The organism is Luteimonas yanweni (genome assembly GCF_039548475.1).
Classification (GTDB): Bacteria; Pseudomonadota; Gammaproteobacteria; order Xanthomonadales; family Xanthomonadaceae; genus Luteimonas.
The window spans coordinates 223,662-243,603 of the sequence record NZ_JBCLVC010000014.1 but is presented as its reverse complement, the minus strand read 5'-3'; the positions used below and the strand labels follow the sequence as shown (position 1 = coordinate 243,603).

The following is a 19,942-nucleotide window of genomic DNA, read 5'->3' as shown; positions in this document are numbered from 1 at the left end:
TTCGACCGTGATGGAACGGGCCGGCCATTGTAGCGAAGCCGCGGCGCTGCCGGCGTACGGCCCGGCGGCTCAGCGGCGGCTCAGCGGCTGCCGGCGGCGCCCGGGACGGCCGCTTCCGGGGCTGCGGCCGGCACCGTAGCACCGGCGTCGGTGGTGAGCCGGTCCAGCGCGGCGCGAAGGTCCGCAGGCGGCATGTAGCCCGGCATCTGCGTGCCATCGGCGGTGACGATCATCGGCGTGCCGGTCAGGCCCACGCGGCGGCCGATATCGTAGTGCCTGGCGACCGGGTTGGTGCAGTCGCTCGCGGGCACCTTCCGGCCCTGCTTGGCGGCCGAGAGCGCCGCGCGGCGGTCGGACGCGCACCACACCGACACCATCTTGCCGAAGTCCTCGCTGGCGGGTCCCATGCGCGGGAAGGCCAGGTATTCGATGGCGATGCCGAGGCGGTTGTATTCCTCGATGTCCTCATGGAGCTTCTGGCAGTAGCCGCACTCCACGTCGGTGAACACGCTGACCGTGTACTCGGGATTGGCCGGCGCGAACACGATGCGCTCCGAAGCCGGGATCGTCGCCAGCAGCTCGCGCCGCACCTCGGCCATGCCGGCCTGGCTGAGGTCCTTCTTTTCGCGGACGTCGAACAGCGCGCCCTGCAGCAGGTAGCGGCCGTCATCGCTGATGTAGACCATCTGCCCGCCCACCACCGCTTCGCGGAAGCCCGGCAGCGGCGCCGCGCCGACGTGGTCGACCTCGATCCGTGGATTGATCGACTGCAGCGCCTGGATCGCGCGCTCCTCGGCCGACCCGGCCGCGGCGCTGGCAAGTCCCTGGCCGCCGGCCGTGGCCGCGTCCGGCGACACTTCGCCTGCCGGGGCATCGCCCGGCGACTGGGCGCAGGCGGTGAGGCTGGCGGCACACAGGAGGAGGGGCAGCAAGGACTTCATTCGCGGTCTCGACTCGACGGTGCCGCCCGGGTCCGGCGGCTGGCTGGCCATTCTCGCACGCACCCCGGCGCGGATGGCCCGGTCGACGCCCGGCGTTGCGCCGCCTTTCAGGCAGCGGCGCGCGTCGGGTGCCGGCGCCGCGCGGGCTTCACGTGCGCGCGGACAATGCGCGTGCGGCCTCATGCACGCGGATGGTGCTTCGCGTGCAGCCGCTTGAGCTGCTCGCGCGCTACAAGGGTGTAGATCTGGGTAGTGGACAGCGAGCTGTGGCCGAGCAGCATCTGCAGCGAACGCAGGTCGGCACCGTGGTTGAGCAGGTGGGTGGCGAAGCTGTGGCGCAGGCCGTGCGGGCTCACGCGCCCCGGATCGATGCCGGCGGCCGCCGCGTGGCGCTTCACCGTGGCCCAGAACGCCTGCCGGCTGGGCGGCGCCAGGCCGCGGCCGATGAACAACGGCGCTTCGCCACTGTCGTCCACCGGGATCGCGCGGCCGCCGGCCAGCACCGGGCGCGCATCGGCCAGGTAGCGCTCCAGCCAGTGCCGCGCCTCCTCGCCCAGCGGCACCACCCGGTCCCTGCCGCCCTTGCCCGACACCCGCAGCACGCCCTGGCGCAGGTTGACGCCGTTGGCCGCGATCCCCACCAGCTCGCTCACCCGCAGGCCGCAGGCGTACATCAGCTCGAGCATGGCGCGATCGCGCAGCCCATCGGCGCTGTCGACTTCGGGCGCGGCCAGCAGGCGGTCGATCTCGCCCTCGGACAGGGCCTTGGGCAGCAGCCGCGGCAGCTTCGGCGGCTCCAGCAGCGCGGTCGGGTCGTCCGCGCGCAGGCCCTGGCGCACGCGCCAGCGGTAGAAGGCGCGCAGGGCCGAAAGCAGGCGCGCGTTGCTGCGCGGCGACCAGCCGCCATGGCTGCGCCACGCCAGGTAGTCGAAGAGGTCGCCGCGGCCGGCGTCGGCGATGTCGCCACGGTCGCGCCAGCGCGCGAAGCCGCCCAGGTCGCGGCGGTAGCTGTCCAGGGTCTGGCGGGCGGCGCCGGACTCGGCCCACCAGGCATCGATGAAGGCATCGATGGCCCGCGCGTCGGCGTCGCGCAGCGGCGGCAGCCGCATCGCGCGCGTGCGGCGCTCGGCGGGCGTGGACGCGGTCATCGCCACAGCTTAGCGGTGCGCGGGCCGCGCCGGCTATCCTGTGGCGATGTCCTCCGCCCCCCACTCCGACGCCACGCCAGGCGTGCCCGCCAGCGCCAGCGCCCGGCACGGCGCGTTCATCGGCCGGCGCATGCTGTCCATGCTGTACGACCTGCTTCCGGTGCTGGCGCTATGGTTCCTGCTCGGCTTCCTGTTCGCGCTGGGCTACACCCTGGCCGGGCACGGAACCCGCGAGAACATCGAGCCGTGGAGCCTGCTGCAGTGGCTGCTGTGGCTGTGCTGCTGGGCGATTACCGGGGGCTACGCCACCGTGAGCTGGCGCCGCGGCGGGCAGACCCTGGGCATGCGGCCCTGGCGGCTGCGCGTGGTCACCGCCGACGGCGGCATGCCGGCGTGGCCCGCGATGTGGCTGCGCTACGCCGTGGCCACCCTGTCACTGGCCGCTGCCGGACTCGGCTTCTGGTGGGCGTGGATCGACCGTGACCGCCTGACCTGGCATGACCGTGCGGCCGGCACGCGCGTCGTCCACCAACCCGGACCGCAGAGGTGAGTCCCATGCGCATCGACATCTGGTCCGACCTGGTCTGCCCCTGGTGCTGGATCGGCAAGCACCGCCTGCAGCGCGCGCTCGCTCTGCTGGGCGAGGATGCGCCCGCGGTCGAAGTGCATTGGCATCCCTACCTGCTCGATCCCGACGCCGACGCCACGCCGGTGCCGCTGCGCCAAGCCTATGCCGCCAAGTTCGGCGGTGCGGAGCAGGCGGCGCAGATGCTTGCCCGCACCCAGGGCACCGCGCGCGCCGAAGGCCTGCCGATGGACTTCGAGCGCGGCCAGGTGCGGGTCACCACCCTGCCCGCGCACCGCCTGATGTGGCTGGCGGCGCGCGAAGGCGATGCCGATGCGGTCTCCGAAGCGCTGTTTCACGCCCATTTCGCCGAAGGTCGCAACCTGGCGGACCCCGTGGTTCTGGTGGCGGCGGGATCCGCCGGCGGCCTCGACGCGGCCCGCGTGCGCGCGATGCTCGCGTCCGACGAAGGCTTGGCGGAGGTCCAGGCTGGACTCGGCCGCGCGCGGGCGATGGGCATCCGTGCGGTGCCGACCTTCGTCATCGATGGCGAACACGGCATCCAGGGCGCGCATCCTCCGGAAGCACTTGCGGAAGCGCTGCGGAAGCTGGCGCCGACGCCCGCCGTCGGTAGCGGTACCGACGGCGGCGCATGCGGCCCGGAAGGCCGCAACGCCTGAGCGCCCGTCCCGCGGCGGAACCCACGACGCTGCGTGTCCCTGCCCGGGTTGCTCAGACGCCTGCCGGAGCCTCCGCCCCGGCAGCGTCCGGGTCGGCGCCTGCGCGCGGCGGCGCCGGCGCGAACCAGCCGACCAGCGTGCACAGCAGGCCGTAAGCCATGAACGAGCCGATGCCCAGCAGGTTGCCCAGGTGCTGGCGATCGACAAGCACCAGCTTGGCCAGCACCAGCGCCATCAGCACCGCGCCCGCGAGCCACAGCGTGCGCTGGCCGCGCCGCGATCCCGCGATCCAGCCGCCGACCCCGAGCACGCTCCAGACCACGGTGAGCGCGGTCTGCGCCAGACCGCTTGACCACAGCGCCTCGCCCCAGGGCGCGCCGCCCCAGTGATGCACCGCGCGCAGGGTCACGCAGGTCGCCAGCACGAAACCGGCCGCCGACAGCAGGGCGATCCGGCGCCGGACGAACTCCAGCGGTGCCAGCGCCGACCACAGCCAGCATGCGAACAGCCCCAGCGCCACGAGCTGGGCAAGATCCAGCGGGTTGAGCAGTGGCAGCCAAGGCAGCGGCGCACTGTCGCCGGCATCGCGCAGGGCGCGCAGCCAGCCCAGGCCCACCACCGCCAGGGACACGCCGAGCAGCGCGCCGCGCGATGCATCGAAACCCGCACCCAGCGGCTGCCGCAGCCAGCGCCAGCGGAACTGCAGCAGCGCCAGCAGCGCCAGCCATGGCAGGGCCGGCAGCGCCAGCTGCCAGCCGCCGCCCAAGGCCTGCGCACGCGCCCACTCACCCGCCGCCAGCGAAAGCACCACCGGCCACAACAGCCACCAGGCGAACTGCGCCGCGACCGCCACGCGCCCGCCGCTTTCGCGCAGGCACACCAGGGCTTGCACCCCGCAGGCGGCGAAGAGCAACCAGGCCGCCGCGCCCCAGCCTGCGAGCGGCTGGCCACGAATCCCGATCTGGGCGAATGCCAGCGGGGCCGCCAGCACGAAGGTGCCGAGCACGGTCAGCGCCAGCGCCGTCGCAGGACGACGACGATGCACCAGCGCCGCCAGTACGGCGGTCACCGCCAATGCAGCCAGCAGCACGTCGGCGCGCAGTGCGTACGCGACATGCGCGCCCACCTCGTGCAGTACGTTGCCGCACCACCAGGCCAGGCCCCAGCAATAGAACGCCGCCGCGGCCGGTGATCGCCCGGCGCCGCGATACCACCACGCACTGGCAAAGCCTGCCAGCGCCAGCAGCAGGGCGCCGGTGAACACCGGATTGGCGAGCGCGAGCGCAGGCCGGGGCAGGTCGGCCACGCCGATGAAAAACGCCACTGCCGCTGCGATCTGGAGACCGGCGCCGGTCCATTGCGGCAGCCGACGTTCCTGGCGCAGGCCCAGCCAGATCAGCGCCGCGCCTTCAATCGCGAACACCGCCGCCGTCGCACGTGCCGAGAGCGCCAGCGGCACCGCCAATGTGGCAAAGCCCGCTGCGAGCAGCACGTAGGATTCGCCGAGCAGCGGATGCGGGCCGCGCCGGTGCCACCACGCGAACGCCCCATAGATGGCCGCCAGCGCCAGGGCACACAGCGCCAAGGGCATGCGCTCGCCTTCAAGCAGCGCCGCCTGCAGGCTGAACGCCACCAGCGGCGTGCCGAACAGCATGCAGCCGTCGACCACGTCGCGCCGGCCCGGCGCACGCTTGCGCGCGTAGAGGATCGGCAGCAGCAGGTAGAAGGCGAAGAACAGCAGCAGGAAGGGCTGCGTGCTGGCGTACTTTTCCGGGTCGTAGGCAAGCACGCCCCAGGCCACGCCGATGCCCCAGGTGAAGACCCAGCCCAGCAGGTTGAGCTCGCGCCACGGGCGCAGCCAGGCGATCGCGAAGATCGCGGCGTTGAGCAGCGCGTAGTACGAGAACAGCACCACGTGGTTGCCGCTGCCGGTGGACAGCCAGATCGGCGCCAGGAAGCCGGCCAGGATGCCGAGCACCGCCATCGTGCGCGACCCCTGCAGCACCGCCAGCACGCCCAGTGCCACCACCAGCCCCACGCTGAGCGCGAACGCGGCGGCCGCCGGCAGCATTCCATAGAGCTTGAACGCGGCGAACACCACCAGCAGCAGCACGCCGATCGCACCGCCCTGCACCGCCAGCGCGAAGCTGCGGTGGCTTTCACGCTTGCGCCACGCGAACGCCAGCGCGGCCAGTGCCGCCAGCGCAATGGCCGCCAGGCGCATGCCGATGGGCAGCGTCAGCCAGCCCTGGTCGCTGGCGTACTTGAGCAGCGCCGCCACGCCGGCCAGCAGCACCAGCACACCGACCTTCACCGGCACGTTGCCCTCGGTGAACCAGCGCCTGGCCATCGTGGCCAGGCGATCCAACATGGCCGGAGCCCCGGCCACGGGCCATGCCGTCCCGGGAACCGGTTCGATGCGCGGCCGCGGCCGCGGCGGCGGCACGGCGCGTCCCGGTGCGGCCGGCAGCTTCGGCGTCCCGATGGTTGCCGGCGCGGCGGGCGGCCTCGACACCGGAGCAGCCGCCGGTTCAGCGGTCGATCGCGCAGCGCCGGCGTGGGCCGGGTTCGACCCGGGCAGCGGCGGCTCCGTCGTCCTGACGGCTGCTGCGGGCGCGCCAGCCGCGGCCCCGGCCCGTGCCGGCGCACGCTGCGCCGCCAGATCCGTCCATTCCGCCGCGCGCAGCCGCCCCAGCTCACCCTCCAGCTCGCCGACACGTCGCTTCAGGTTGCCGAGCGCCACCAGCACCACGACCAGCAGCACGGGCACCGCCAATACGGCGAGCGCCAACAGCATGAGCATCGATTCCATTCCCCGGATCCCGCCTCCGCCGCATCCGCGGCCCCGGCCGGAACATTAACCGACGACTCCGTTGTCGTGCGCGCTGCCCGTCCCGCGCGCGGGGTACGCCCTAACGCTCCGTTGTGGGTGTGCGCTGCCCGTCCCGCGCACAGGGGGTGTGCTGCGCCGGCGCTGGGAGCAGGAAGCGCATATTCCGGCTGGGCATCCCCCCCTGCGTCCGCAGCGGGCGGCGCACGCCCCAACGGAGCGCACGCCTTCTATACCTCCCGCGATTCAGAGAAGGACCAAAAAGAAGCCCCGCACTGGGCGGGGCTTCGGATATTTCCTTGGCGTCGCGCGCTTACTTCGCCGCCACCACGCGCACCAGCTCCAGGCACTTCGTGGAATAGCCCCACTCGTTGTCGTACCAGGACACGATCTTCACGAAGGTGTCGTCGAGCTGGATGCCGGCTTCGGCGTCGAAGATCGAGGTGCGGGTGTCGCCGCGGAAATCGGTGGCGACCACCTTGTCCTCGGTATAGCCGAGGATGCCCTTGAGCGCGCCTTCCGACTGCGCCTTCATCTCGGCCTTGATCTCTTCGTAGCTCGCGCCCTTCTCCAGCTCGACGGTCAGGTCGACCACGGAGACGTCTGAGGTCGGGATGCGGAACGACATGCCGGTGAGCTTGCCGTTGAGCTCCGGGATCACCTTGCCCACGGCCTTGGCCGCGCCGGTGCTCGACGGAATGATGTTCTCGAGGATGCCGCGGCCGCCGCGCCAGTCCTTGTTGGACGGGCCGTCGACTACCTTCTGGCTGGCGGTGGCGGCATGCACGGTGGTCATCAGGCCGCGCTTGATGCCCCATTTGTCGTGCAGCACCTTGGCGATCGGCGCAAGGCAGTTGGTGGTGCAGGACGCGTTGGAGACGATCGCCTCGCCGGCGTACTTTTCATGGTTCACGCCGTAAACGAACATCGGCGTGTCGTCCTTCGACGGCGCCGACAGGATCACCTTCTTCGCGCCGGCATCCAGGTGCTTCTGGGCGGTGGTCTTGTCCAGGAACAGGCCGGTGGACTCGATCACCACCTCGGCGCCGACCTCGTCCCACTTCAGGTTGGCCGGGTCGCGCTCCTGGGTCAGGCGGATGCGCTTGCCGTTGACCACCAGGGTGTCGCCGTCCACCGAGACTTCGCCGTCGAAACGGCCGTGGACCGAGTCGTACTTCAGCATGTAGGCCAGGTAGTCCGGCTCAAGCAGGTCGTTGATGGCCACGATCTCGATGTCGCTGCCGAAATTCTCCACCGCCGAACGCAGGACGTTGCGCCCGATGCGGCCGAAACCGTTGATGCCTACCTTGATCGCCATGGAATGCTGACTCCGTAGTGCCGTGCGCCGCGGCAGGGATGGGTGGAACACGCAGAACGCCTATTTTAGCAGGCCCGGACGGGTCCGGCCCCGGACTTGACCACGATCAATGCGGCGCCGTATGGGACAGCGGACCATGGCGGCATCCTCCACAGAGAACAGGTGCCTCGATGGCCCGCCACATCCGCTCCCTCTCCCTTCCGCTGCTCGCCCTTGCCGTCGCCGGCACCCTCGCCGCCCCGGCCGCCTTCGCACAGTCCGCCGGCGACTGGACCGTCGCCGTCGGCGCGCACCAGGTCAACCCGGATTCCGACAACGGCAAGCTTGCCGCCGGCACCCTGCCGCTGGACATCGGCTCAAGCACGCGCCCGACCATCGCCGTCGAGTATTTCGTGCGCGACAACCTGGGCTTGGAAGTGCTGGCCGCACTGCCGTTCCAGCACGACATCAGCATCGACGGCCTCGGCCGCGTGGGCAGCACCAGGCACCTGCCGCCGACCGTCAGCCTGCAGTACCACTTCAACGGCCAGGGCACGATCTCGCCGCTGCTGGGCGTGGGCCTGAACTACACCACCTTCTTCAGCGAAGACGCCCGCGGCGCGCTTGCGGGTTCGAAGCTCGAGCTTGACGACTCCTTCGGCCTGGCGCTGCACGCCGGCGTCGACTTCAAGGTCGGCGAAAAGGGCGCGATCCGGGTCGACGTGCGCTGGATGGACATCGACAGCGACGTCAAGCTCGACGGCGTGAAGCTGGGCAGCGCCAAGATCGACCCGCTGGTATACGGCGCCGCCTACGTCATGCGCTTCTGATCCACCCCGGCGGGATCACCGGGCGCATGCGGCTAGAATCGCTGCATGCGCCCGAACCGAGTCCCCCGAATGCACCGATACCTCTCCTTCCTCGTGCTTGCCGGCGCCCTGTTCGCCGGCGACGCCCTGGCCTGGAGCGCCGACGGCCACCGCATCGTCGCCCGCATCGCCGAGGCCGGCCTCACGCCCGCGGCCCGCGCCGAGGTCGACCGCCTGCTCGCCGCCGAGTCCGATCCGACCCTGGCCGGCATCTCCACCTGGGCCGACGAGCTGCGCGATACCCAGCCCGGGATCGCCAAACGCACGGCCAAGTGGCACTACATCAACTTCGATGGCCGCTGCGGTTTCGAGCCGCCGAAGGACTGTCCGGGCAACAACTGCGTGGTCACCCAGGCCAACCTGATGTTCGGCGTCCTGGCCAACCGCGACAAGGACGACGCCTCGCGCACCGCTGCGCTGAAGTGGCTCGTGCACCTCATCGGCGACCTGCACCAGCCGATGCACGCCAGCATGCGCGACGACAAGGGCGGCAACGACTACCAGGTGAACCTGGGCGGTGAAGGCAGCAACATGCACCGCATCTGGGACGGGACCATCATCGAGCGCCGCGCGCTGGGGGCGGAGGCCTACGCCACCGAGCTGCTGCAGCAGCCCCTGCCCCACGACCCGACCCTGTCTTCCGACCGGCCGACCCTGGAATGGGCGCTGGAATCCTGCCGCCTGGTGGAGGCCGGCAATCTCTATCCGGCCGAGGGCACGCACGTGATCGACGAGGCCTTCCTCGACGCGCAGCTCCCGCTTGCCGAACAGCGCCTGCGCGAAGCCGGCTACCGCCTTGCGATGATGCTCAATTACGCGTTGGCGCGACCCAAGAACGTCCCATGACCAGCGCCGCGCCCGTTGCCGTCGCCCCGCTCCGGCATGGCGGCTGCCGGCGCGGCGTGGCCTGGCGGCGGACGCGTGCGGGGCGTCACGGGCCATGCTGATTCCCCGACGCGCCATGATCGCCCTGTGCGGCCTCGCCGCCGTCGCCGCGCTGTGCCTGGCGCCCGCCGTCCAGGCTGCCGGCACACCGCTGACCGTGTTCGCCGCCGCCAGCCTCAAGGAGTCGATGGACGACGCGGCCGCGGCGTACACCGCTGCCACCGGACAGCCGGTGCGCGTGTCCTACGCCGCAAGCTCCGCACTGGCGCGGCAGATCGCCCAGGGCGCGCCGGCCGATGTCTTCGTCTCCGCCGACCTCGAGTGGATGGACACGCTGCAGGACCAGGGCCTGGTGGACAGCGCCACCCGCAGCGAACTGCTCGGCAACACCCTGGTGCTGGTGGCGCCCGCGGCAGCCGGCGCGGCGCCCTTCACGCTGCGGCCGGGGCTGGACCTGCGCCCGCTCCTGGGCGAACGCGGACGCATCGCGCTGGGCATGGTCGACAGCGTGCCCGCCGGCAAGTACGCCAGGGCCGGCTTCGAATCGCTGGGCATGTGGGACATGCTTGCGCCGCGCGTGGCCGGCGCCGAAAACGTGCGCGCCGCGCTGATGCTGGTCGCGCGCGGCGAAGCGCCGCTGGGCGTGGTCTATGCCAGCGACGCGCGCGCCGAGCCGAGGGTGCGCGTGCTGGCGACCTTCCCCGCGGATTCGCATCCGCAGATCGTCTATCCGGCGGCTCGGGTGGCCGCGAGCAGGCATCCGCACGCGCGCGGCTTCCTGCGTTGGCTGCAGGAGCCCGCAGCGCGCACGATCTTCGTCCGCCACGGCTTCAGCCTGCGCTGACGCCCGACCGACCCGGCGCGCCGCACCTGCCATGCCCGATTTCAGCCCCGCCGAACTCGCCGCCATCGCGCTCAGCCTGAAAGTGGCCTGCGTGGCGGCGCTGGCCAGCCTGCCCTTCGGGATCGCGGTGGCCTGGCTGCTGGCGCGCCGGCGCTTCCCCGGCAAGGCCCTGCTCGACGCCCTGGTGCACCTGCCGCTGGTGTTGCCGCCGGTGGTGGTCGGCTACGCCTTGCTGGTGGTGTTCGGCAGCCAGGGGGCGGTGGGCGCCTTCCTTGCCGAGCACTTCGGAATCACTTTCGCGTTCCGCTGGACGGGCGCGGCGCTGGCCAGCGCGATCATGGGGTTCCCGCTGATGGTGCGTGCGATCCGCTTGTCGATCGAGTCGGTGGACCGCCGGCTGGAGCACGCCGCGGCCACGCTCGGCGCCAGCCCCTGGCGCGTCTTCGCCACCGTCACCCTGCCGCTGGCCTGGCCGGGCATCGTCGCCGGCGGCGTGCTGGCCTTCGCCAAGGCGCTGGGCGAATTCGGCGCCACCATCACCTTCGTATCCAACATCCCGGGCGAGACCCAGACGATCTCGTCGGCGATCTACGAGCTGATGCAGGTCCCCGGCGGCGAGCTGGGAATCTGGCGCATGGCGGTGGTGGCCGTGGCGATCTCGCTGCTGGCGCTGCTGGCCTCGGAATGGCTGGTGCAGCGGCAGCACGGGCGTCGCGACGATGGGGACGAGGCATGAGCACCCCATGCCTGGCTTCCGGGCACTGCCTTCGACAGCCACGCCGGACAGCTGCGGCCGCAGCGCGCGGTACAGGGCAGGAAGCCGGCCGATGCTGAGCCTGGACATCGAGCTTCGCCGCGGCCGTTTCCAGCGCCATGTCCGGATCGAGGACGGCGCGCGCGTGGTCGCGCTGGTCGGGCCATCCGGCTCGGGCAAGACCACGGTGCTCAATGCCATCGCCGGGCTGGTAACGCCGCGTGCCGGGCGCATCGAGGTCGACGGCCGCGTGCTGTTCGACAGCGCGCGCCGGATCAACCTGCCCGTGCACCGGCGCCGCGTGGGCTACGTGTTCCAGGATGCGCGCCTGTTCCCGCACCTCGACGTGCGCGGCAACCTGCTCTATGGCCGCCACGCGGTGGCGGGAACCGGCAGGCGCTTCGAACTCGACGCCGTAGTCGCCCTGCTCGGCATCGAATCGCTGCTGCCACGGCGGACCGCGAACCTCTCCGGCGGCGAGGCGCAGCGCGTCGCCATCGGGCGGGCGCTGCTGTCGCAGCCGGCGATCCTGCTGTTCGACGAACCGCTGTCGGCGCTGGACCAGGCGCGTCGCGAAGAGTTGATTCCATACTTGCAGCGCGTGCGCGACGAAGTGCGGCTGCCGATGCTGTACGTCAGCCACCATCCCGACGAGGTCCGTCGGCTGGCCGAGGCCGTGCACCGACTCGACTGACGCGCGCCGCGACCAGGGCGAGCCCGGTCGCCCTGGCCGCGGCGCCACACTCGGTGGAAGCGCGTCACCGTCCTGCAGACCCGCCTGCCTCAGACCGGCTGCCTATTGCGCCTTCGCCTCGTCCGCGGGCACGGGAACGTGGTCGGGCGCCTCGAAATCGACCGGGACGCGCACCCAGCCCTCCACGGGCCTGCCATCCTCGATCGCCGGCTGCAGCACCCAGTGCCTGGCGGCTTCCACGGTGACGGCATCGAACACGCCCGCGGGCTCGGACTGCTCCACGACGACATCCTTGACGCGGCCCTCGACGTCAACCAGCAGCTTCAGCACCACGCGACCGTCCTGCCCTGCCGCAGCGGCGTCGGCCGGGTAGCGCGGCGGCGGCATCACCGGGGGTGCGGGCGGCGCGGGCGGTGGCGGCGCAGCGGCGGGCACGACGGCCGCCGGGGGCGCGGGTGCCGCGGGCGGTGATGGCACATCGGCGGACCCGGCCGCCGCCGGGGGCGCGGGAGGCGCGTCCGGCGGTGCCGGTGGCTGCGCGGTGACGGGCGGCGGCGGTGCAGGCGGGGCGTCGGGGTCCGCCGCCGGGCGCACGGCCCAGGCCGCGTAGCTGCAGGCCGACAGGACGAGGCCCAGGGCCACGAGGCCGGTGCGTCGACGGCCGGAGCCGGGTTGTGGTCGCTTCAACATGAGGATTCGCTCCTTCAGGGATTGGCTGGACTGCCAATGGCAGCCGACCGGCAGTCCAGGGACGGCCAGCTGCACGTTCAACATCGCGTCCGCGTAGCGGCGGCGGGCGTGGGGGTGGCGGGCGAGCACGGTGGCGTCGCAGGCCAGTTCCTGGTCGAGGCGGAAGCTCCGTTCGGCCAGGTGCATGAGCGGGTTGAACCACTGCAGGCAGCGCAGCGCCACGGCCGCCAGGTTGGCGCGGGTATCGCCGCGCGCCAGATGGGCGCGCTCATGGGCGATGACCAGCGCGGCCTCCTCCGCCGCGTGGCGGGCCTCGAAGTCCACGGGCAGCACGATGCGCGGGCGCAGCGCGCCCACCACCGCGGGGCCATGCACGCGCTCGCCGCGCCAATGGCCTGCGGCATCGCGCTCCAGCGCGCCCAGACCGGCAACGAAGCGCCGCTGCTGGCGCGCAATTCGCCATGCCGCCAGCACCGCGCCGGACAGCCACGCAGCGGCCAGCAGCAGCGCCCAGTCGATGCCCTGGACCCCGGCCATGGCCCGCGACGCATCCGCCGACGCCACCACCAGCACGCCCGGATGCAGGGCCACCAGATCCGGAGCCAGCCCCTGGCCCACGCCGGGCCGCGGCAGCGCGGCCGCGAACAGCGACAGCGGCACCAGCGCCCATGCCCCGTACGCCACGCGAACACCAAAGGCGCGGCGCAGCGGGCGCCGCAGCGCCAGCACCAGCAGGACGGCCGCCGTGGCGGCCAGGCTGCCGTCGACGAGCCAGCGCAAGAGCGTGTCACCGCCCATCATCAAGCTCCTCGACCAGCCGGCGCAGCTCATCGATATCGGTCTGGCTGAGCTTGCCGCGCTCGCTGAAGTGCGCCACCAGCGGCGCCACGCGGCCGCCGAACAGGCGATCCAGAACGCCTTCGCTCTGCTGCGCGACCCATGCCTCCCGGCCCAGCACCGGCGAGTACAGGTAGCGCCGGCCATCGCGCTCGGCGCGCACCGCGCCCTTCTTGAGCAGACGGTTGAGCAGGGTCTTGATGGTCGGTTCGGCCCAGTCGCTGCGCCCGGCCAGGCGCGCCACCACGTCTTCGGCGGCGAGCGGGCACTCGCCCCAGAGGACCTCCATGACCACGGCTTCGGAATCGCTGATCGACATATCGATTACATGTGTAAATCCAGAAACGATTACACGCGTAAACAATTGCCGCTGTCAAGTCGCACTGCGGAACGCGCTGGCCCGGGCTGTCGAAGGCACAAGCCTGCCGCGGATGACGCCTTGAAAGCCACAACCCCGCGACTGACGTCCTCAGGCCTCGCCTAATGGCACCAGGCCGTCGACCCCGCCCGCGCCTGCAACAGCGGCGGCAATGATGGCGTCCGCTCCCTCGACGTCGATGCCGTTGGCGGTGTACCAGTCTGGCGCGTAATAGCTGTGGGCGTAACGGTCGCCGGCATCGCAGAGGATGGTGACGATGGATCCGTCGCGCCCTTCCTCGCGCATGCGCCGCGCCGCGTGCAGCACGCCGACGAAGTTGGTGCCGGTGGAGCCGCCCACGCGCCGGCCCAGCGTCGCGCTGACGTGGCGCATCCCGGCCAGCGCCAGTGCATCGGGCACCTTGACCATGCCGTCGATGCAGCTTGGAATGAAGCTCGCCTCCACGCGCGGCCGGCCGATGCCTTCCACGCGCGAGCCGCAGGGATGGGTGAAGTCGCGCCATGGTTCGTCGGCCAGCGCCGCGCGGTAGGCCTGGTGGAACACCGACTCCTGCGGGTCCGCACACAGCACGCGGGTGTCGTGGCGGCGGTAGCGCGCGTAGCGGCCCAGCGTGGCCGCGGTGCCACCGGTGCCCGGGCTGCACACGATCCAGGCCGGCACCGGGTGCGGCTCCTCGGCCATCTGGCGGAAGATCGATTCGGCGATGTTGTTGTTGGCGCGCCAGTCGGTCGCGCGCTCGGCGTAGGTGAACTGGTCCATGAAATGACCGCCGGTTTCCTGCGCCACGCGGTGCGACTCGGCGTCCAGGCCGCAGGCGGTGTCGACCAGCCGGCAGCGGCCGCCGTGGAACTCGATCGCGGCGATCTTCTCCGGCGAGGTCGAGGCCGGGATCACGGCGATGAAGGGCAGGCCCAGCAGGCGCGCAAAATACGCCTCCGAGACCGCGGTCGAGCCGCTGGACGCCTCGACCACCGGCCGGCCCTCGCGCAGCCAGCCGTTGGCCAGCGCGTACAGGAACAGCGAGCGCGCCAGCCGGTGCTTCAGGCTGCCGGTGGGGTGGCTGGACTCGTCCTTCAGGTAGACATCGATGCCCGGATAGCCGGGCAGCGGCATCGGGATCAGGTGGGTGTCGGCCGACCGGTTGAAGTCGGCCTCGATGGTGTGGATGGCGCGCGCCACCCAGTCCCGCTGTGCCATGTCGCCGTGCTCCCCGCGCGCCTTACAGCGCGCGCGCGGCGTCGACCACCGCCTCGACCGTGAAGCCGAAGTGCGGGAACAGCACTTCGGCCGGTGCGCTGGCACCGAAGCGGTCGATGCCGATCACCGCGCCGTCCAGGCCCACGTACTTTCGCCAGAAGTCGGACACGCCGGCTTCGACGGCGACGCGCCTGCGGCATGCGTTCGGCAGCACGGACTCGCGCCAGGCGGCGTCCTGGCGATCGAAGACATCGCTGCAGGGCATCGACACCACGCGCACCGAGTCGCCGAGCTGCGCGGCGGCGTCCATCGCCAGGCCCACTTCCGAGCCGGTGGCGATCAGGATGATCTCCGGCGCGCCGACCGAATCCTTCAGCACGTAGCCACCGCGCGCGATCGCCGCGACCTGGGCGGCGTCGCGCTGCTGTGGCCCCAGGTTCTGGCGCGAGAACACCAGGCAGCTCGGGCCGTCGCGACGCTCGATCGCCGCCTTCCAGCACACCGCGGACTCGACCGCGTCACAGGGGCGCCAGACGTCGTTGCCGGGGATGTAGCGGAGGCTCGCCATGTGTTCGATCGGCTGGTGCGTCGGGCCGTCCTCGCCCAGGCCGATGGAGTCGTGGGTGTAGACGTGGATCGCGTGCGCGCCCATCAGCGCGCTCATGCGCACGGCGTTGCGGGCGTAGTCGCTGAACACCAGGAAGGTGGCGTCGTAAGGGATGAAGCCGCCGTGCACTGCAAGACCGTTCGAGATCGCGGTCATCGCGAACTCGCGCACGCCGTAATAGATGTAGTTGGCGTCCGGATCGTCACCAGCCACCGACTTGCTGCCACTCCACAAGGTGAGGTTGGAGCCGGCAAGGTCGGCCGAGCCACCGATGAGCTCAGGGAGCATCGGCGCGAAGGCCTCGATCGCCATCTGCGAGGCCTTGCGGGAAGCGACCTTGGGGCTCTCGGCCTGCAGCCTGGCGATGTACGCGTCAGCCTCGGCCGTGAAACCTTCCGGAAGATCGCCGTGCGAGCGGCGGGTCAACTCGGCGGCCAGCTCCGGGTGGCGCTGCGCGTAGGCATCGAACATGCGGTTCCACTGGTCCTCGCGCACGGTACCGGCATTGTTCGCGCGCCAGCCGTCGCGGATCGCCTGCGGGATCTCGAAGTCGCCGTGCTCCCAGCCCAGCGCCTTGCGCGTGGCGATGATCTCGTCCTTGCCCAGCGGCGCGCCGTGCGAGGATTCGCTGCCGGCCTTGGCCGGCGAGCCGAAGCCGATCGTGGTGCGGCAGCAGACCAGCACGGGCTTGTCGTCGTGCTGCATCGCCTTGTCGATCGCGGCCTTGATCGAATCCGCATCGTGGCCGTCGACGTCGCGGATCACGCGCCAGCCGTAGGCCTCGAAGCGCGCGGGAGTGTCGTCGGTAAACCAGCCGGCGGTATCGCCGTCAATCGAGATGTGGTTGTCGTCCCAGAACGCCACCAGCTTGCCCAGGCCCCAGGTGCCGGCGAGCGAGGCGGCCTCGTGGCTGATGCCCTCCATCAGGCAGCCGTCGCCCATGAACACCCAGGTGCGGTGGTCGACGACCGCGTGCTCGGGGCGGTTGAAGCGCTGCGCCATCAGCTTCTCGGCCAGCGCGAAGCCGACCGCGTTGGCGAAGCCCTGTCCCAGCGGCCCGGTGGTCGTTTCGACGCCGTCGGTAACGAAGTTCTCCGGATGCCCCGGCGTACGGTGGCCGAGCTGGCGGAAGTTCCTGAGTTCCTCGATCGGCAGGTCATAGCCCGAGAGGTGCAGCAGCGCGTACTGCAGCATCGACCCGTGGCCGTTGGACAGCACGAAGCGGTCGCGGTTGAACCACTTCGGGTTGCCCGGGTTGTGGTTCAGGTAGTCGTTCCACAGCACCTCGGCGATATCGGCCATGCCCATGGGCATGCCGGGATGGCCGGAGTTGGCCGCCTGGACGGCGTCCATGGCGAGGATGCGGATGGCATTGGCGAGTTCGCGGCGGCTGGGGCTGGTCATGGGGTCTCGGGCGGCTGGGACGGCGGGCGAAGCCGCCATTGTCCCATCCCCTGCCGCCCGAGTCTCCCGCGGACGTCCCACCGGCTCGCTGCCCGTTGCCCATTGCCCGCTGCCCCCGCCTCGCTCCACCCGGAGCGCCCCCCTCCGCAGGAGCAGCGATAGCTGCTCCTACAGGGTCGATCGGGGACCCCACCAGGCACGGATCTGGCTCCGCCGGTTGGTCCGGTCGCAGCTATCGCGGCTCCTACGGAGAGATGGCGTTGGGGCTGTCCGCCGCCAGCCCGGTCGGCGTATCCACCTCGCCCTTCGACACGATCGCCGCGATCCCGAGGTCCCCGGTCACGTTGACCGTCGTCCGGCACATGTCGAGGAAGTGGTTCACGCCCAGGATCAGACCGATGCCTTCCGGCGGGACACCCACCATCGCGCAGATCAGCGCCACCACCGGCAGCGAGCCCGAGGGCACGCCGGCGGTGCCGATGCCGCCCAGGATGCAGACCAGCATCACCATGAACTGCTGGCCCAGCGTCAGATCCACGCCGAAGAACTGCGCCAGGAAGATCACCGTCACGCCCTCGAACAGTGCGGTGCCGTTCTGGTTCGCGGTCGCGCCGATGGTGAGCACGAAGCGCGACACCTTCGACGGGAGATGGAGATCCTGGTCCGCCACCTTGAGCGCCGTGGGCAGCGTGGCATTGCTGGACGCGGTGGAGAAGGCCATCAGCATCGCCTCCTGCACGCCCTTGAAGAACTTCACCGGCGAGTAGCCGCCGATGAACTTCAGTGCCAGCGAATAGGTCACCACCATGTGCAGGAACAGCGCCCCGACCACCACCAGCACGAAGGCGCCAAGGCGCAGCAGCAGGTCCCAGCCGAACAGCACGGCGAGGTTGAACATGAAGCAGAACACCGCCAGCGGTGCCATGCGGATGATCAACCCGATCAGCGTCATCGATATCTCGAAGATACCCTCGATGCCGCGGCGCAACGTACGGATCGCCGCGGTGTCCGGGCTCATCACGACGCCAATGCCGAACATCAGCGCAAAGAACATCAGCGCCAGGATATTGGCGTTGTTCGCCGCGGCCCCGACCACGTTCTGCGGCACGATGTCGAGCAGCATCTGCATGCCCGAAGGCTGCTCGCCGCTGTCGCGGACGATGGCCGCGGCGCGCTCGGCGCCATCGGCCAGCAGCTGCTGCGCCAGCACCGGGTCCACGCCGACGCCGGGCTTGAACACGTTCACCATGACGAGGCCCAACAGCACGGCGATGCCGGAGAACACCACGGTGCAGACCAGGATGCGCCAGCCGATGCGGCCCAGCGACTTGACGTCGCCCATCTCCGACACGCCGACCACCAGCGCGGAGAACAATAGCGGCACGATCATCATGAAGATCAGGCTGAGGAACAGGGTCGACAGCGGTTGGGTCACGTAGCGCGTCAGGCCCTGCACCCAGCCGGCATCGGCGCCGGCGACGTAGTGCACGAACAGCCCCAGGACCAGGCCGGCAACGAAGCCGATGGCGATCTTCCAGTGCAGCGGCATGCGCTGGCGGCTGGACGCGTTCGGCTCGGTCATGCGGTGTTCCCCGGAACGGTGTGGACGGCGGAGCTTAGCAAAGCGGCCCGCCCCGGAAGCTCAGCGCGGATAGAGCGGTGGCAGCGGGCCATCGGCGCCGGGGTCTTGCGCCAGCCAGTCGGGTCCGCGCGCGAAGGCCTCGCGCACCGCGGCGCGGGCCTGCGCCGCCATGCCTTCGCCCTGGCCCCAGCGCGCGCGCTGCAGCCCGGCGACCGCGTCGCGCTGCGGGCCGGCCGCCAGCTTTCGCGACAGCGCGTCCAGGTCTTCGGCGGGCGGCGATGCAAGGGCACACAGGGCGGTGGCGACGTCGCCGAGGTCCCCGGTGTCGAGCGCCTTGCGCAGGGCCGGCGATGGCGCCGAACGGCGGGACGGGGCGTCGCCGACGGCCGCTCGGCTTCCCGCATCCGCGCCGCCGCTGATGGCGCGCTGCCGCCAATGCAGCGCCCAACCAAGGGTCAGCAGCCACAACAGGGCGAACGCCACCGTCGCCAGCGCCCAGGTGCGCACTTCGCCCTGCACACCGGGCACGCGCATCCATCCCCCGTCGCGCGGCGACGCGGTGGTGACGCCACCGCCGACTGCCGATGCCGATGCCGATGCAGCGACATCGAGCTCCAGCGGCGGCAACGTCGCGACGCGGGCGCGATCTGCATCCACGTCCCACCACTGCAGGCGCGGCGCCTCGATACGGACGCGACCATCGCGCGCAGGCAGGATCGAGAAGCGGCGCACCATGCGCACGCGTGGCCGCCCGTCCTCGACGGTCTCGTCGTGCTGGGCGGGCTCGGGGAAGACCTGTGCGCCCTGGTCGACGCCGAGCACCGGCGGCTCGATCTGGGCGGCGATGGCGCCGTCGGCGACGAGCTCGAGCTCGACCGTGAACGCATCGCCCGCGCGCGCGGCGGTGGGCGTCTCCAGCCAGCGCAGCCGCAGCCCGTGCAGCGGCAGCCAGGGACGTGCAGCGGCGTCGGGAACCGGCTTCGTGTCCAGCGCGATCGCGGGACCGTCCGCGGACAGTGCACGCTGCCCGTCGCCGAACAGGTCGTCGAGCCAGCCGCCCACGCCGCGGCCGCGGAAGCGCGCCGGCGGCAGTTCGATCCGGCCGCTGCGCTCGGGCACCAGCAGGTAGTTGCGTTCGACCACGTGGAAGCGGCGGCCGTCGACCTCGCGCGTGTACTGCAGGTCGCTGCCGACGCGCTGCAGGGCGGCACCATCGGGCTTCGGTTGATCCAGCTGTCCGGACACCAGCTGGGCCGAGTAGTAGAGGCGCAGGCGCAGCCCCACGGCCTGCTGGACGTAGGGCGTGGAGTCGTCGACCTCGGCTTCGATGTAGGCGGGTCCGCGGGCGCGCACCGGCGCCGTCCGCGCGGCGGTGACCGTGAGCACGATGGGCGCGGTGCGTTCGCTGCCGACCCGCAGCGGCGGAATCGTGATCCTGCCCTCGCGGTCCGGCTGCAACGCCACCGCGTACAGCGTGCGCGCCACCGCCTGTCCGCCCTGCTGCCCGAAGGACTGGCGGCTGCTGCGCTGCTCAATGCGGAAGTCGTCCTCGAGCGGCGCGTAGTCGGGGCGGCCGCCGCCGTCGGTCTCGACGTTGAGGGTGACGGTTTCGCCGAGCTCGATGCGGTCGCGGTCCAGCCAGGCGCGGACCTCGCCGCGGGCAAGGCCCGGGACGAGCATGGCCAGCAGCAGGAGAACCGCGAGCGGCCGGTGGAAGGCGTTGGACAGGGTGGACATGC

General features: G+C 71.4%; 17 protein-coding genes. 7 read left to right on the top strand and 10 right to left on the bottom strand.

The annotated features are described in order from the left end of the window. Positions 1–80: 80 nt before the first annotated feature. The gene (locus WCE39_RS11295; RefSeq protein WP_343276773.1) at positions 81–941 is read right to left on the bottom strand and encodes a DsbC family protein; all 861 of its coding nucleotides are present in this window, start codon (positions 939–941) and stop codon (positions 81–83) included. A gap of 179 nt (positions 942–1,120) precedes the next feature. Next, on the bottom strand, positions 1,121–2,089 hold the full coding sequence (gene xerD, locus WCE39_RS11290) for a site-specific tyrosine recombinase XerD (protein WP_343276772.1): 969 nt from the start codon (positions 2,087–2,089) through the stop codon (positions 1,121–1,123). 46 nt (positions 2,090–2,135) lie between these two features. Here xerD and WCE39_RS11285 point away from each other — a divergent pair, with 46 nt between their 5' ends. Both WCE39_RS11285 and WCE39_RS11280 read left to right on the top strand, forming a co-directional pair. Continuing rightward, on the top strand, positions 2,136–2,639 hold the full coding sequence (locus WCE39_RS11285) for an RDD family protein (RefSeq protein ID WP_343276771.1): 504 nt from the start codon (positions 2,136–2,138) through the stop codon (positions 2,637–2,639). A gap of 5 nt (positions 2,640–2,644) precedes the next feature. Further along, complete coding sequence (locus WCE39_RS11280; RefSeq protein ID WP_343276770.1) at positions 2,645–3,334, top strand: DsbA family oxidoreductase; 690 nt, start codon at positions 2,645–2,647, stop codon at positions 3,332–3,334. A 52-nt stretch (positions 3,335–3,386) separates the two neighbouring features. Here the strand turns inward: WCE39_RS11280 and WCE39_RS11275 are convergent, their stop codons facing one another. Further along, entirely contained in the window at positions 3,387–6,146 is a 2,760-nt protein-coding gene (locus WCE39_RS11275) for a DUF2339 domain-containing protein (RefSeq protein WP_343276769.1), read from the bottom strand. Between the two features lie 331 nt (positions 6,147–6,477). Then, a complete protein-coding gene (gene gap / locus WCE39_RS11270; RefSeq protein WP_343276768.1) occupies positions 6,478–7,482 on the bottom strand; it encodes a type I glyceraldehyde-3-phosphate dehydrogenase in 1,005 nt (334 codons plus the stop codon). A gap of 170 nt (positions 7,483–7,652) precedes the next feature. Here gap and WCE39_RS11265 point away from each other — a divergent pair, with 170 nt between their 5' ends. From WCE39_RS11265 to modC, 5 genes are all read left to right on the top strand, one after another. Then, a complete protein-coding gene (locus WCE39_RS11265) occupies positions 7,653–8,291 on the top strand; it encodes an OmpW/AlkL family protein (RefSeq protein ID WP_343276767.1) in 639 nt (212 codons plus the stop codon). Positions 8,292–8,360: 69 nt separating this feature from the next. Then, positions 8,361–9,176 (top strand): S1/P1 nuclease, encoded by an 816-nt coding sequence (locus WCE39_RS11260; protein ID WP_343276766.1) that lies wholly within the window; start codon positions 8,361–8,363, stop codon positions 9,174–9,176. Between the two features lie 94 nt (positions 9,177–9,270). Further along, positions 9,271–10,059, top strand: coding sequence for a molybdate ABC transporter substrate-binding protein (gene modA / locus WCE39_RS11255; RefSeq protein WP_452299586.1), 789 nt, complete (start codon positions 9,271–9,273; stop codon positions 10,057–10,059). A 31-nt stretch (positions 10,060–10,090) separates the two neighbouring features. After that, a complete protein-coding gene (gene modB / locus WCE39_RS11250) occupies positions 10,091–10,795 on the top strand; it encodes a molybdate ABC transporter permease subunit (protein ID WP_343276765.1) in 705 nt (234 codons plus the stop codon). Positions 10,796–10,886: 91 nt separating this feature from the next. Then, positions 10,887–11,507 carry a molybdenum ABC transporter ATP-binding protein gene (gene modC / locus WCE39_RS11245; protein WP_343276764.1) on the top strand — a complete coding sequence of 207 codons (621 nt, stop codon included), beginning with the start codon at positions 10,887–10,889 and terminating at the stop codon, positions 11,505–11,507. Between the two features lie 102 nt (positions 11,508–11,609). On the opposite strand, the gene WCE39_RS11240 is transcribed toward modC, so the two are convergent. The 6 genes from WCE39_RS11240 to WCE39_RS11215 all read right to left on the bottom strand — a co-directional run bounded on the left by WCE39_RS11240 (position 11,610) and on the right by WCE39_RS11215 (position 19,940). Then, the gene (locus WCE39_RS11240) at positions 11,610–12,995 is read right to left on the bottom strand and encodes a TonB family protein (protein ID WP_343276763.1); all 1,386 of its coding nucleotides are present in this window, start codon (positions 12,993–12,995) and stop codon (positions 11,610–11,612) included. Continuing rightward, positions 12,985–13,353: a BlaI/MecI/CopY family transcriptional regulator gene (locus WCE39_RS11235; RefSeq protein ID WP_343276762.1), complete on the bottom strand. Its 369-nt coding sequence runs from the start codon at positions 13,351–13,353 to the stop codon at positions 12,985–12,987. Before WCE39_RS11235 ends, WCE39_RS11240 begins: the two co-directional genes overlap by 11 nt. 150 nt (positions 13,354–13,503) lie before the next feature. Beyond that, positions 13,504–14,610, bottom strand: a complete 1,107-nt coding sequence (locus WCE39_RS11230; RefSeq protein WP_343276761.1) for a PLP-dependent cysteine synthase family protein — start codon at positions 14,608–14,610, stop codon at positions 13,504–13,506. Between the two features lie 22 nt (positions 14,611–14,632). Beyond that, a complete protein-coding gene (gene tkt / locus WCE39_RS11225) occupies positions 14,633–16,621 on the bottom strand; it encodes a transketolase (RefSeq protein WP_343276760.1) in 1,989 nt (662 codons plus the stop codon). A 244-nt stretch (positions 16,622–16,865) separates the two neighbouring features. After that, the gene (locus WCE39_RS11220) at positions 16,866–18,203 is read right to left on the bottom strand and encodes a dicarboxylate/amino acid:cation symporter (protein ID WP_343276759.1); all 1,338 of its coding nucleotides are present in this window, start codon (positions 18,201–18,203) and stop codon (positions 16,866–16,868) included. 60 nt (positions 18,204–18,263) lie between these two features. Continuing rightward, positions 18,264–19,940 (bottom strand): BatD family protein, encoded by a 1,677-nt coding sequence (locus WCE39_RS11215; RefSeq protein WP_343276758.1) that lies wholly within the window; start codon positions 19,938–19,940, stop codon positions 18,264–18,266. Positions 19,941–19,942: the final 2 nt, after the last annotated feature.